This window comes from Thermosediminibacter oceani DSM 16646, from assembly GCF_000144645.1.
Taxonomy (GTDB): domain Bacteria; phylum Bacillota; class Thermosediminibacteria; order Thermosediminibacterales; family Thermosediminibacteraceae; genus Thermosediminibacter; species Thermosediminibacter oceani.
Window position 1 is genome coordinate 1,665,826 of the sequence record NC_014377.1, and the last position, 14,294, is coordinate 1,680,119.

Annotated in this window: 12 protein-coding genes and 1 pseudogene; all 13 read right to left on the reverse strand. The window is 48.5% G+C overall.

The window, feature by feature from the left end:
• Positions 1–46: 46 nt before the first annotated feature.
• The 13 genes and pseudogenes from TOCE_RS08410 to ftsE all read right to left on the reverse strand — a co-directional run bounded on the left by TOCE_RS08410 (position 47) and on the right by ftsE (position 14,203).
• On the reverse strand, positions 47–1,087 hold the full coding sequence (locus tag TOCE_RS08410) for a proline racemase (RefSeq protein WP_013276435.1): 1,041 nt from the start codon (positions 1,085–1,087) through the stop codon (positions 47–49).
• 6 nt (positions 1,088–1,093) lie between these two features.
• A pseudogene (locus TOCE_RS13000) lies at positions 1,094–2,449 on the reverse strand (glycine/sarcosine/betaine reductase component B subunit).
• An 83-nt stretch (positions 2,450–2,532) separates the two neighbouring features.
• Positions 2,533–3,258 carry a D-proline reductase (dithiol) protein PrdB gene (gene prdB, locus TOCE_RS12785; RefSeq protein WP_083768500.1) on the reverse strand — a complete coding sequence of 242 codons (726 nt, stop codon included), beginning with the start codon at positions 3,256–3,258 and terminating at the stop codon, positions 2,533–2,535.
• Positions 3,259–3,263: 5 nt separating this feature from the next.
• Positions 3,264–3,464: a CBO2463/CBO2479 domain-containing protein gene (locus TOCE_RS08435; protein ID WP_013276440.1), complete on the reverse strand. Its 201-nt coding sequence runs from the start codon at positions 3,462–3,464 to the stop codon at positions 3,264–3,266.
• A 12-nt stretch (positions 3,465–3,476) separates the two neighbouring features.
• Positions 3,477–5,231, reverse strand: a complete 1,755-nt coding sequence (gene prdA, locus TOCE_RS08440; protein WP_013276441.1) for a D-proline reductase (dithiol) proprotein PrdA — start codon at positions 5,229–5,231, stop codon at positions 3,477–3,479.
• 19 nt (positions 5,232–5,250) lie between these two features.
• Entirely contained in the window at positions 5,251–6,540 is a 1,290-nt protein-coding gene (gene prdC / locus TOCE_RS08445) for a proline reductase-associated electron transfer protein PrdC (RefSeq protein ID WP_013276442.1), read from the reverse strand.
• Between the two features lie 251 nt (positions 6,541–6,791).
• The gene (locus TOCE_RS08450) at positions 6,792–8,204 is read right to left on the reverse strand and encodes a sigma-54 interaction domain-containing protein (protein WP_013276443.1); all 1,413 of its coding nucleotides are present in this window, start codon (positions 8,202–8,204) and stop codon (positions 6,792–6,794) included.
• A 253-nt stretch (positions 8,205–8,457) separates the two neighbouring features.
• Complete coding sequence (locus TOCE_RS08455; protein ID WP_013276444.1) at positions 8,458–8,655, reverse strand: hypothetical protein; 198 nt, start codon at positions 8,653–8,655, stop codon at positions 8,458–8,460.
• 256 nt (positions 8,656–8,911) lie between these two features.
• Positions 8,912–10,156, reverse strand: a complete 1,245-nt coding sequence (locus TOCE_RS08460) for a PDZ domain-containing protein (RefSeq protein ID WP_013276445.1) — start codon at positions 10,154–10,156, stop codon at positions 8,912–8,914.
• 11 nt (positions 10,157–10,167) lie between these two features.
• On the reverse strand, positions 10,168–11,415 hold the full coding sequence (locus TOCE_RS08465) for a S41 family peptidase (RefSeq protein WP_013276446.1): 1,248 nt from the start codon (positions 11,413–11,415) through the stop codon (positions 10,168–10,170).
• Between the two features lie 69 nt (positions 11,416–11,484).
• Entirely contained in the window at positions 11,485–12,633 is a 1,149-nt protein-coding gene (locus tag TOCE_RS12790; RefSeq protein WP_013276447.1) for a murein hydrolase activator EnvC family protein, read from the reverse strand.
• Positions 12,634–12,654: 21 nt separating this feature from the next.
• The gene (gene ftsX / locus TOCE_RS08475) at positions 12,655–13,527 is read right to left on the reverse strand and encodes a permease-like cell division protein FtsX (RefSeq protein ID WP_041423914.1); all 873 of its coding nucleotides are present in this window, start codon (positions 13,525–13,527) and stop codon (positions 12,655–12,657) included.
• Positions 13,517–14,203 carry a cell division ATP-binding protein FtsE gene (gene ftsE, locus TOCE_RS08480; protein ID WP_013276449.1) on the reverse strand — a complete coding sequence of 229 codons (687 nt, stop codon included), beginning with the start codon at positions 14,201–14,203 and terminating at the stop codon, positions 13,517–13,519. The genes ftsX and ftsE overlap by 11 nt, the downstream gene beginning before the upstream one ends.
• Positions 14,204–14,294 lie beyond the last annotated feature (91 nt).

Genomic DNA, 14,294 nt, shown 5'->3' on the forward strand with positions numbered 1-14,294 from the left:
AGAAATTTTTGCTCTAGCCTATTGACTTTTCATAGCACGTCTTAAATTAATTCATTTTGCAGCATTCGCCCGATCCGGGCTTTCCTAAAAGAAAACCGTATTTTACGGGGTCTTCGGGGTCGATGACGAACTGGTTAAATCCTGTGATATAAGCGCTTCCGGTTATTTCGGGTATAACGGCTTTGTAAGGTCCCACCTGGGTTTCGGCAACCAGCTTGCCTTTAAATACTGTGCCTATGATGCTCTCATAAAAGAATTCCTGGTTCAAAGATAGCTTACCTTTAGCGTAAAGGGTTGCCATTTTGGCACTGGTACCGGTACCGCAGGGAGAGCGGTCGGCCTGTCCATCTCCAAAAATGACGACATTTTTTAAATGAGCGTTCGGATTTTCCGTTTCATCGTAAATCTCCACGAGGTCAATGGTCTTTATATGCTCCTTTTCCGGGTGCTGAACCTTAATCTGTTCGTTCGCGGCTCTCTTTATCGCCATTCCGGCCTTGATTAAATCGTCGATATTGGAGGGGTCCACTTTTATTCCAAGCTGTTTGGCGTCGACTATTGCGAAGAAGCTGCCTCCGAAGGAAATGTCGGCGGTAATTTCACCTATTCCCGGCACATCGATTTTAACGTCGGGTTCGTATAGGAATGCCGGAACATTCTTTATAGTAACGGATTTTACGATGTTATCCGATAACTCAGCCCGCGCTTCGATCAGCCCCGCAGGAGTATCCAGCTTTACGTGGGTCACAGGCGATAAGGGCTTTACCATCCCAGTTTCTATTGCAACGGTGACCGCACCGATCGACCCATGGCCGCACATGTTGAGATAACCGCCGCCGTCCATGAATATTATTCCGAAATCCGCCTCCTGGTTCACCGGGGCAGTAATTATTGAACCGAACATATCCCTGTGTCCCCGGGGCTCATGCATGAGCGCGGTCCTGATATGATCCATGTTCTGCTCCAGATATGCTTTTTTCTCGGCCATAGTCCTTCCCGGAATGTGAGGAATACCCCCGACTACTACCCTTGTCGGCTCTCCCATGGTGTGGGAGTCCACTGCGATTATATACCTGCTGAATCTCATTTTATATCATCCCCTTTTCTTTTTCATTTTTTGCTTTAAAATCTTTAGCGATTTTACCGCATCCGCTTTGACAACACAATTTTGCCCGACAACTTCTGTCTCCATGCCCTGGCCGGCTTTGTCCAGGTCGATTATATCCTCCATATACTCGTTTTCCACCACAAGACCGTTGCCCGCAAAGGTGAGACCTACGACGGGAATTCCCCTTTTACCCAGCTCCTCGATATGGGCAGCGAAATCCACGTGCTGGTTTCCAAATCCCTCCGCATAAATCAGCACTCCGTCGACTCCTAGGGCTTCGGCCAGCATACCCAGCCTTTTCGCTACGTAGAACTTCTCCAGGTTATCCTGGGGGCTTCCTACAACGGCTATTCCTACCAGATCCACATCCTTGTCGTTCTGCACAATTTCTACCAACGGATCTCTCATATGATGCAACGTAGTTTCTTTAGTCGAAGGGCCTACTCCCATTTTTGTCACCCCCTAAGTCATAGAATGTATGCCGCCATCCTTTACCTCATTGGGAGTAAGTATAACCGGAACGTTCCCGAGATCGATGATCGATTTTCCACCCCTTACTCCTCCGGGTTCCGACGGCATGATGATTTTTTCATGCATGGCACCCTGGCCGCCCAGTTCCTTAACGATCAGCACTTTCGGTCTGCCTTCACGCCTTATATCCTTGAATTCCTGCGTAAAGACGGCCTCCTGGGGGGGCATTTTTTTCAGTTCCCGCCTTATATGGTCTAAAATCCAGTCGCAGACCTGATGCGCCGCCAGGGGACCCCGCCTTTCCATTCCCGCTCCCTTTTCTATAACTACATCGATCCTCAGCACAATCTCATCGATTTTGGGCGTCCCCGGCATGCCAAAGGCAACCTTGTCCTTTAAAATACCGTGGGATGAGCCGAATTCGGCTATCTGCCTGCCGGCCTCGTCGATTCCTGTCAGAAAGACTACCACACCCCGCAGGCAATGAGTTATCCCCTCGCCCATTTTACCCTCAACCTTGGTAGCTATGGGCATAATATCCATTATGGTATTCGTGAAAACATCGTGCTGACCGGGTTTTATCACATCTATAGTTACTTTTTTCACAAGTGGGTTAATACTAAGCGCTTGCTGGGCTAAAGCCCCATCCAGATAAAGGGTGTTGTCGACAATTTTGGTATTATTAGAAATTTGTACATTGTTTACTGAAAATTCGCGCCAAATTAGGGTACGTAAAACATTTTCTTTAGGCAGTGGGGTTACTGCTTTCGATTTACTCTGCTGTGGCTTTTCTCTCAGTGCCATCTGTGCTAATTTTTCCGGCATTTCCATCGTTATGCTTTTGGCCTGTTTGACCGATATTTTGAACATTCCTTTTCTCACCCCCTTTTTATCGGTTGAGGAATTTATCCTCCGCCGGCAGGCAGTTTTTTTGGCCCACCGGCGGAAAGGTTTTATATCTTTGCCTTGTACTCGTAAGGCAGGTTTACCACTTTTCCGTAAGAGTCTATTGTGACCAGAGCGTTAAGGGCATCCTTCAATATCGCGGTCTGCATCACCTTGTTGTTGGGTTCACCCACGTTGGCACCCATGGGCACCATCGGAGCGACTATTCTCGGGGACCCCTGCTGCTTCGCCACCGGCGGCAGCGCGGCAATCAGTACCGTGGGAATCCCTACGCTTTCGATTGCTCTCTGCACAATCACGGCAGAGCGGTGACAGGTCCCTCACCCGGCGGTCAGAACGACCGCATCAACTCCTTCCCTTTTCAGTACTTCGGCGATCTGGGGACCGGTTTCTTCCTGGAATTTCTTAACATTTCCGCCACCGCCCATAAATCCAACATGGACGGGAGCAACCGCCTTTATAAAGCCTTCCTTTGCCAGTTCCCTCAGGCGGTCGATGGGGAACATGCAGTTGATGTCTTTGTTTACGTCGGTGTTGTCGTATCCGCCGTGCGTTACCATCAGCTCGGAGGACGGCGTGTCTCCGGGTATTTCCCTGAAGGTGAAGTCCCCTGCCAGGTTAAACGGCTTTTGGGATTTCATGTGAATTCCTGCAGCGGACACCAGAGCCACGGTGCAGTCCCTGAGCTGTTTTGTAAACGGCGTATAAACAGGGGGCGGGGTTATCGGAACGTAAATTTCCGATTGCAGCCCTTGCACAACCGTTAGTTTCATTTATTCTACCTCCCATCATTTTTTAGTTTGACGTAGCTCATCATGAGTTCGACTTCATCGCCGACCTCCGGACGCTTATCGCAGATAAGCATCCGGAGCGGGATTCTCAGCATCCCCATGCGGCCGTAAAATTCAATCTTAACATCGCGTTCGGTAACCTCTATAATCCTTCCCTTTACGGGCCGGGCTTCGGGGTATATTTCCATTCTCTTTCTCCCTTAAGCTTTCTCGACGAGTTTCTGGTTGTTCTCGATTACCGACTGATCCCACTTTTTCGGCGCGGGTTTAATTTCTGCACCAGCCATTTTAGCCTTGAGCATGGCCAGAGCCCTTACGGCGTCTTCCTTCGTCAGGGTATTGTCGCCCAGTATCTCGGACTCCATACCGTTGGGGTCTTTATTCAGTTCAACCATGGCGTCCATATACTTGTTGCCCACGATGAGCTGACCCTGGTAAGCGGCATAAGTCACGCCTACAACGGGAATGCCCCTCTTGCCTATCTGCTCGATGTGGGAAGCGAAGTCTATGTGATTGTTTCCGAAACCTTCGGTAGTTACGATGGCGCCGTCAACGCCCAGCGCTTCCACGAGGGCTCCAAGGCGCTCCGATACGTAGAACTTTTCTTCATTTACCTGCGGGCTACCCACGAATACCACGCCTACCAGGTTTACTTCCTCGTCGTCAGCTACCAGGTTTACCAGCGGTTCCCTGAAATAGTGACGCGTATTCTCCTTGGAGGCGGGGCCTATGCAGGTGAGGGCGTGGATTCCGCCGTCCCTTACCTCGTTGGCGGAAAGCACCACCGGGATGTTGCCGAGGTCTACGTTGGGCCTTCCACCCAGCACTCCGGCCGGTTCCTTCGGCAGGATGACGTTGTCGTGCATTGCGCCCTGGCCCATGATCTCCTTCACAATGACTACTCTGGGCCTGCCGATCCTTTCCACGTCTTTGTATTCGATTTCCCTGGCGGCTTCGGAAGCAGGTTTCTTTTTCAGCACTTCACGGATTTCCTGAATTACAGCATCGCAGGCCTTGTGAGCAGCATAAGGCCCTTTCCTCTCCATACCCGTTCCAGCCTGTATCGTCACATGGATACGGATCATTATATCGTTTTCATCGGGACATCCGGGCCTGCCGAACCTCACTTTTTCGCCGATAATTCCCTCGCAGGATCCGAATTCGTGCACCTGGATGCCGCTCTCATCCACGCCGGTGAGGATTACGACGGCACCGGACATAACGTGGGTGACACCTTCGCCAAGGGAACCCTCAACTTTTGTGGCAATCGGTATAACGTCCATAATGGTGTTTGTAAATACATTTTTATTATCGGGCGTTATTATATCTATCTCCATCTTCTTGGCGATAGGATCGGCTTTCAGCGCATCTTCAACGAGGCCCTTCCTGATCGTAAGGACTCCGTTTTCAAAGGAAGTCTCGTCTCCGAGTCTTACCTCTTTAACCTCAAATTCCCGCATCAGAAGGGTTCTCCTTACCCTGTCTTCCACTCTGGGTTTTACAGCCTCTTGGGCTCCCTCCACCGGTTTTGCGGCAGGTTCGGCGGTCCCTGCTGCAGTTACGATGGCGGGAATCTCCAGGTTAATTCCCTTACCCTCTTCAATGTGGATCCTTATCACATTGCCGGCACCCGTTACGGTCTGGGCGGCTCCGGATTGCACCATCTCAGCTTCCTCTACTACCTCAGGCTTTTCCCCTTGATCCAGACCACCCTCGATCATGTCGGGGGTAATAGGCGTCAGGGCGTCGATGGTTTTTATCAATTTTTTTCCAAGAACTTGGCCGATGGTAAGAACGTTTTCAGGTATGGTGAGCAAGCCCGAGTCCTCCAGGTCAGGGAATATGGCTGGATCCTCCAGGTCTGCCGGGCTGATGATCGTTCCTTCGTGGGTAAGACAGCAAACGACTGCCGGGTCATTTTTATGCTGATTGGCGGTTTCCGGAGTGATGGACATAAATCTCTACCTCCTTTTCTTATTTTTTAAGCCTGCGCACCAGCGGATGACCCACCGTGCGGAGCACGTGATCGGTATGATGGTAAACGGGCAATTTAAGTTTCGGTGCAACACCCATTACGGTGTTGGTACAGTCACTGCATGTCCCTACTATGAGTACGTCTGCTCCCATTTTCTTTAGCTTCAGGATCTTTTCAGCCTGTCCCGGGCAGTTTCCGGGATTCTCGCATTTAATTCCTCCCTTGACGTCAACTACCTGCTTACAGCGCTCAACTCCGGCAACGCAGGCCCCCATCTTTTCGGCTACTTCCCGAAGCCTTGCCTCATTGGCACCGCAGCCGCAGACGAGGAGCCCGGCTTTTCTCTTCTCCCGGGGCAGTGGATCAGTGACTATTATACCTCCCGTTGTCTTGGTGACAACACAGTCCAGATCTACGGCTTTGCCCGTGAAGGGGCCTCCCATTATTATTTCCCCGAAGTCCCCCTCAAAACCCCCGGCCTTCTCAATCAGCTCAGCAATTGGTGTTCCGATGGGTACATCGAAAAATACGCGGGCTTGGCGGCCGCTCTTCAGCCGGCCGATCACTGTGACGTTTTTCGATATGACCGGTTTCCTCTTTTCTACCGCCTCGCAGATACGGGAAAGGGTCTCCACGTTTGAAATAACGGCTCGAGCCGCCGATGGCAGCTGATCGGGCCTCAAAAGCTGTCCCAGAATTTCCCGGACCAGCGCCCTTTCTTCCCCCATCGGGTAAATGTCGGGCATTTCCCTCACTTCTATCCTGGGATCGTCGATCACCGATTTCATGGCTTCTACGGCTTTCTTGTTTTTAGCCTTAATGGCTATATAGCCGCGGGAAGCATTGGTTATTTGCATGGCGTATTTCAGCCCACGGTAGACGATTTCCGGGTTCTGCTCCATCTGCCGTACATTGTGAGAAAGCAGCGGCTCGCATTCCACGCCGTTGGCAATAACAGTGCCACCCTGTAAATCGACATCCATCTTTACATGAGTGGGGAACCCGGCTCCGCCCATACCAACTATACCCGCCTCTTTGATCGCCTCAAGCATGCTGGAGGTTTCCTTGATAGGCACGTAATCCTCGGGTTGCTCTTTATCGGGCTCTATTTCTATATACTCGCCGGTTACTGCCGTCACCACGCCGCTGAGGCTGGCGTGTATGTTGGCCCCCAATTTCTCCGGAGCGGCTATTAACTGGCCTTTTTTTACCCTTTCACCCGCACTGACGACGGGTTTGCAGGGCGCTCCTATATGCTGTTGCAACGGTATTTTCAATTTATACTCCACGCGCAATCACCTCCTTTGTGAATGTGGTAACAATGTTATTGCAATTTTCGTGCCAATACTCGCTAAAATTAGACAAAAGCTTTTCTGAGCGGCTTTCATTAGTTAATATCGACAATTAACAAGCCTATTATGCTTAGGAGATGAAATATAGTATGTACAATGTACCGACACCTTTTGATAAAAATCTACCGCAATCAATTTCAAACATTTGTGATTACTATCACGAAAAATGTCCAACCTGCTGACGCATGTCAATCGGTTGGACATTCTATTTTTAATGTTTTAATTTTGTAATAAAGGGTGCTGCGTGGAATGCCCAGCATTTCAGCGGCCTTGGCCTTATTATTCCCCGTCATCTTCAAGGCGTGGGTGATAGCCTTCTTCTCTGCCTCGGCCACTACCTGCTCCAATTTCATGAATCGGTCTTTATCAGTAATTCTGGTGGTATTTTCAAAATATTTCTTTATAGACTGAGGTAGGTGTTCCGCCAGGATCGATCCGTCTTCAGCCAGTATTACCAGCCTTTCGACCACATTTTTTAATTCCCTGACATTGCCGGGCCAGGGATAATTGAGCAACATCTCCACGGCGGCGGGTTCTATCCTGTCGATGACTTTTTTATTTTCCACCGAATATTTTTTCAAATAATAATCTATCAGTACCGGTATATCCTCCGGGCGCTCCCTTAACGGTGGTATTTTCAGCGAGACTACATCCAGCCTGTAAAAGAGGTCCTCCCTGAATTTCCCCTGTTTTACCATTTCCGCGAGATCCCTGTTCGTAGCCGAGATAATCCTTATATTTACCTTTACCGGTTTTACACCTCCGACCCGGTAAAATTCTCGATTCTCCAGCACCCGAAGCAACTTTGACTGCATTTCCAAAGGCATTTCACCTATCTCGTCAAGGAAGACAGTTCCGCCTTCAGCTAGCTCAAATTTCCCCGGTTTACCCTTTTTCTGGGCGCCGGTGAAAGCCCCAGGCTCATAACCGAAAAGCTCGCTTTCCAGCAGGCTTTCCGGTATAGAACTGCAGTCCACTACTACAAAAGGCTTATCTTTTCTCTGGCTGCCCTGGTGTATGGCGCGGGCAAACAGGTCCTTGCCGGTACCGCTTTCGCCTTGAATCAGTACCGAAGCGTCGCTTTCGGCCACCTTCATTGCGAGCAGAATCAGATCGTACATGGTCTTGCTCTTATAAACGATGTTTTCAAAATTGAAATCCCGATGCAGTTTCTTGATCTCTTCTTCGACGTATTCCAGATACTGGATCCTATTTCTTGCCTTTTGCAACTCGTAGCTGAGCTTTCTTATCTCGGTTATATCCTGGTCTATGGATACCACGCCCAGAAGTTCACCGTCTTTTTTTATGGGTATTGAGCTGATGACGACCACGTTGCCTTCTCTAGGCCTGTGTTCAACATATTCTATGGGTTTTCCCGTTTTCAGCACCTCGAGCGCCAGGGCGTTGGGGAAAAATTGCACTATATCCCTGCCCAGAATCTGGTCTTTTTTTATGCCGTAGAGCTTTTCGGCCTGTCTGTTCCAGTATATAACGCGCCTCGAGCGGTCAATTACACAGATACCCTCGTTTATATTCTCCAGGATGCTCTCAAGCGGTATGTCAAAGGTTGCGTAGGCACTTCTGGCGTTAGCCTCTATCATATCTAAGATAACCTCCGAAAAAACTTTTGCATCAATATATGGTGCAATTTTCGTACCATTCTGCGTCTAATTTTGCCGTAATATGTCGATATCTCGCTTTAATAATTATAATGCAACGAAAAACTTCAATAAATGAATATTTTTTACCATTAAAAATAAGCCCTGCGGTTCAGATTTTATACTCCTTAAATTTTAGTATTTCCAGGACATAAAAAAAAAGGAGGATTTAACATTCCTCTCCGTTTTCGATATGTCAGTTGACGTAAATTATCTTGTTCCGGCGGCGGGTAAAAAATCCGTTGGACCTTTGCCCATAAGTATCCTTGTCATCATGTATGGTGTCTATGTTCATTATTTTCAACATAATTTCACGCTTTTCTTCTTCAGAAGCGGTAAGGTAAGCCCTGAGGAGCATGTCTCTTTCCCTCTCTAAGTACTGCTGCCGCGTCATTTTTTCCCTCCTTCGTGATGTTGAGACTGTTATATCTTTCACAAATATTATATCAGACGTTAAAAAATTAATCAAGTATGTAAGTTATAAATATCTTATAATTTTCTTAATTTTTATTGTTAATTCTCTACGACCTCCAATCTACCTCCCCTCTTTCATTAATATTTTTGCTCATTTTACCACAGTTTATACATAATTGCTGGAAAAATGGTAAAAAAAAAAGCTGCAGGCAAATCCCTCCTACAGCTTTATTCCCTTATCCATTCCTTTTCCTAAAAAATCTCTTCAACCCCTCTAAAAGACCCTTTTCTTCCATCACTACAAAAGGCACATCCTGGCTTTTAGGAACGAGTAGGACCCCTAGGATGCTTACTCCGTCGAGATATGTATTCATCTCCATGGTTTTAAAGCTGCCGTCGGTTTTGAGCACATCAAGCCAGATATAGGTGGGCATCATTGTTTTTATCAGTCTTATATCTTCCGAATCCTCAACCTGCCGTCCGTTTATTGAAAGGATTATATCTCCGGGTTCTATTCCCATTTTTTCCGCCGGAGAATCCTTCAATACATCCAGGACCCTGACTCCTCTTGTGGGAGGAGTAAACAGCGGCGGTCTTTCCCTCTCGTTCTTCCGCCCCATAATTATTAATGCTTCATGGGCTATGGGTGCGAACAGGGCAGCTATATACTTGAAAGCGTGGATCCTGGAAGCCATAATTGCTAGAAGCAGAAGAACCACGCTGAAAATCAAAAGGTTCAACGCCGACGCCCTGCTCCTGGCCCTGGGAGGCCTGGTAAGAGCTATGTCGCCGTATCCTAAGGCAGCTACCACCGGCATCATGAGATAGACAAGATCCTTTCTTCCGAGAATTTCGGCAGGAGGTTTAATTATCGGCCACCAGGCGGGCATGTTGATTATATCCTGTGTGGGTACCTGCCCCAGCATAACCGCCAGCATCATTATCGGAACCGGCCAGAATTCCTGGAGGGAAAATCCCCCCACTATGCCGTACTTCTTATCCTGTATGAAGACGGGGGCCGAATTTAGATGGCCCGCTGTGTAAATGAGGAGGCTTTCCACCATGTGGAGCACTCCTACCAGTGCCATAAGTCCGGCGACGTCTATCCTGGGATAGCCGAACAGTAAAGAAAATAGAGAAACTATACCCCCTGCGTAAGAAAAACACATCAGATGCGGGTGTATCAGCATGAGAATAATCGCCAGAGGCCAGACGTAAATCAAACCGGCCTCCGTTATGCTGATACCCAAAAAGACTATAACAAAGCTGCCGACGATACCTCCCAGTATTCCGAAAAAGACGGCGTAAAGCACTTTTTTCCCCGGGCTTACTTTTACGACTCCGAACATCCTCTCTTCCAGGTCGGCAGACTTCCTGTATTGTAGCCATATAATGAGAAGCACCGTCCAGAAAAATGGATTGGTCACCGCAAGGGGCAGTCCTTTCAGGATAAAAACAAGAATGCGGAATAATGGAAACATAGCTATTCTCCTCAATTAGCCGCTCTGACGGATGTTTTTAATATGTCAATGGCTTTTTTCAGCTGTTCGTCCTTCTCCGGCGGCAAATCGAATGGATTATCCGTTTTGCCCTGCGCCACCTCGACGTTGGGTTCAACTCCTTTTCCGTCGATGCTCCTTCCGCTGGGTAAAAAATATTTAGCTATAGTTAATTTCAGTCCGGAACCGTTGTTCAGCGGTGTCAGTTCCTGGACGGTACCTTTCCCGAAGGTCTTTTTGCCCACCAGTACGCCCCTGCCCGTGTCCTGAAGGGCTCCTGCCACAATTTCCGCCGCACTGGCGCTGTTCTCGTTTATAAGTACCGCCAACGGTATATTAAGGCTAGCCGTATCGGAGTAATATTCTTCCAACCGGTGACCGTATCTGTCTTCGGTGAAGACCACCAGCCCTTTCCCCATTAATGCGTCGGCTACTTCTGCCGCCGCACTGAGGGAACCGCCGGGGTTATTCCGAAGGTCCAGAACCAGAGCTTTTACGCCCTTCTGTTGTAAGTAAACCAAGGCATCATTGAATTCTTCGGGCGTGTAAGTATCAAAGGATGTAATCTTTACGTATCCGATGCCATCTCCCAACACATCCCGTTTAACCGTCTTCAGCTTTATATCATCCCTTACGAGTTCGTATTTCAATAAATTCTTTACTCCCGGTCGCTCTATGTAAACCGTAACCTTGGTGCCCTTCCTGCCGCGAAGGAGCTTTACGGCCTCGTCCAGAGTCTTTCCCTTGAGTTCCACGTCATCCACCTTTACTATCCTGTCCCGGGGGCGAATTCCGGCTTTATGCGCAGGGGTGCCTTCAATCGGCGCTATCACTATTATTGAGCCGGTTTTTTCATCTATGTCGAGCGAAAGCCCTACTCCCTCAAAGCTACCGTTTACGGAAATCATGAAATCCTGGAATTCATCGGCATCCATGAACACGGAATACGGGTCTCCCAGAGCCTGAACCATACCTTTGATGGCTCCCTGCACCAGCACGTCTACCGGAACTTCCTTTATGTATCTCTCCCGAATGTAGTTCATCACATCGATAGCCGGTTTGAGCTCCTGAAATTCGATGTTTTCCCGGGAAATAACCTCCTTCGGCTGCTTTTCCTTTAAAGCAGAAAGGGGCTTAACGTCATGAGTAGCCCCTAAATAGAACCCAACAATAAACAACAGGCATGATATAATCGCCGATATAAGCGCACTGATAAATTTTTTTCTGTTATCGGTCAGCATATATTTAACCCACCTTAATCTTGTTTTCCATTTATCTATAATTTATTAAACTTCTTTCTTTTATATCACTTATTTTAACCAATTCCAGGGGTTAACATGCTGACCGTTCTTACGCACTTCAAAGTGGAGGTGCGGCCCCGTGGAGTACCCAGTGCTGCCCACTAGACCCACCCTGTCTCCGCGCTTAACCTTTTCCCCATCGCTTACTAGTATTTTTGAAAGGTGAGCATACAGGGTGGATATGCCGCCGCCGTGGTCGACAATAACGGTATTGCCGTAACCGCCGTAATACCCGGCATATATCACTACGCCATCATCGGCCGCCACAACGTTGGCACCCATGGAAGCGCCGATGTCGACTCCCGTGTGGAACCGCCTGGTCTTGAATATCGGGTGGGTGCGCCAGCCGTATTCGGAAGTAATCCTCGTTGAACTGGGGCAGGGCCAGAGGAACTCACCGGTTCCCATATACCCCTTGTTGTTTCTGGCCTGAATTTGCCTTATCATTTCAGCTATTTTCTGGGATTCCGCCTCCAGCTGATCCTGCTGGCGCTCGTACTCCCTCTTCTCGGCTTCCAGCTTGGCCAACAATCTCTTGCGGTCCTGCTGGCGGGAAGCTATCGTCATCCTATGTCTGTTAATGATCTGGTGCTGCCGGGCGATCTCCTGCTTTTGTTCCTCAAGCTCCGCCTTCTTCTTCGCTATCAGGTCCTTTTTTGCCTTGAATTCCGCCAGTAGGCTCTTGTCGTAGTCCACAATCCTTTTTACTGCGTCAATCCTTGTCAAAAAATCGGAGAAACTGGTGGAAGCCAGCAATACCTCCAGGTAATCTACGGGACCAGCTATGTACATCGCTTTCAGGCGAGCCTTCAGGTTCTCCTTCTGGTCCTCAACCTCCTGTTCAGCCCTGTTGAGCTCCTGCTGGGTAGCAGCGAGCTTTTGCTGAATCAGCTGCAAGTTTGCTTCGGCCGCAGCCAGTTTTTGCTGCGTCGCCTCCAGGTCCTTCTCTATTTCGGCGAGTTCGTTTATTACATCTTTCCTTTGAGAATCCACTCTCTTTAAATTATAGTTTACCTCTTGTAACTTACGCGACAAATTGTTGTATTGATTTTTCAGGTCCTGCAGGTCCTTGGCCAGGGCCGGTACTGCCGCTAGTATAAAAATTACGGCCAAGATCAACGCAAAAAGGCGCCTAGCTTTGTTTTTGATTTCTCCCAAGCCTATACCTCCCTTCGATGGCTAAACCCTCAGAAAACGCTTAATCGAAAATCCGCTACCAAAGGCTCCCAGCAGGGTCCCCACAGCCAGTAATCCTAGAGTGTAATCGCTAAATTCCTCTATCGGCAGCAGGGAAATCATCGGAATATTCAACATCACCGTATCATATAAATAATTGTAGCCACTAATAAGGAAAATCATCGCGATCATCGAACCGGCAAAGCCAAGGAGCATACCTTCTATGAGGAAGGGCCATCGCACGAACCAGTCGGTGGCGCCGATGTACTTCATGATATTTATTTCCCTTCTCCGGGCGAAAACAGTGATCCTTATTGTATTCGATATAATAAATACCGAAATTACGGCGAATATCGCCATAATGGCAAGGCCCAGCAATCTCATCCAGTAGGTGATGTTGAACAGCTTTTCAACAACACCCTTGCCGTACTTCACTTCCTCCACCCCGGCAATCTCCTGGGTGCGGGAAGCGATATCAACCACCTCCTGGGGATTTTCCACCCTTATGCGGAAGGAGTGAGGCAACGGATTTTCTATACCCTCCAGTAACTCCTCCCCCACCTGTTTTTTAAACTCCTCGAGAGCCTGTTCCTTCGAAATAAATGTAACTTCTTTCACTCCGGGAATACTCTTTATCCGATATTCGATTTGGTTGATCTGCAGCTGGTTTACGGAGTCATTTAGGTAAGCGGTGATCTCCACCTGGGATTCAACGTCTTTTGCTATATGGTCGAAATTGATGGAAATCATCAAAAAGGAGCCGAATATTATCAGCGCCGACGCCACGGCTCCTACAGAGGCTAGGCTCATCCAGCCGTTTCGCAACAGGTTGACGAAAGCTTCCCTGAAAAAGTAGCGGATAGTCCTAAATTTCACAGCTATAAACCCCTCTTTCTTCATCCCTGACGAGACGGCCGTTTTCCAACTGCAAAACCCTTTTTCTCATCACGTCTACCACTTCTTTGGCATGGGTGGCGACAATCAAGGTAGTGCCCTTTTTGTTTATTTCGTTAAGCAATTTCATTATTTCCCAGGAAGTATCCGGGTCCAGGTTGCCGGTGGGTTCATCGGCTATGATTACATCCGGATTGTTGACCAGGGCTCTGGCGAGGGCTACCCTCTGCTGTTCTCCCCCCGACAGTTCGTGCGGCCTGGCGTTTAATTTGTGGGAGAGGCCCACCATTTCAAGCACCTTGGGCACTCTCTTTTTTATCTCTCTTGGCGATGCTTCAACCACTTCCATAGCAAAGGCGACATTTTCGTAGACGGTCTTTTGAGGCAGCAGCCTGAAGTCCTGAAATACGACCCCAAGCCTTCTCCTTAGATACGGCACCTCGTTGGGCCTCAAGCGGGTTATGTTCTTACCGTTGAAGAAAATCTGCCCCCGGGTGGGCAGCTCTTCGCGAAATAGGAGTTTAATGAACGTGGACTTGCCGGCACCGGTAGGGCCTACCAGAAAAACGAACTCGCCCTTTTCGATTTTGACGCTTATATCCTGAAGGGCGACACTACCGCCCGGGTATACTTTGGAAACCCCGACCATCTCGATCATATGTAACACCTAAAATCACCCCTTATTACTATTTTTTTACTTCGACATAAATCCCAAAATTCCTTCCCTCTCAGGGCTCATATTTTTTGGT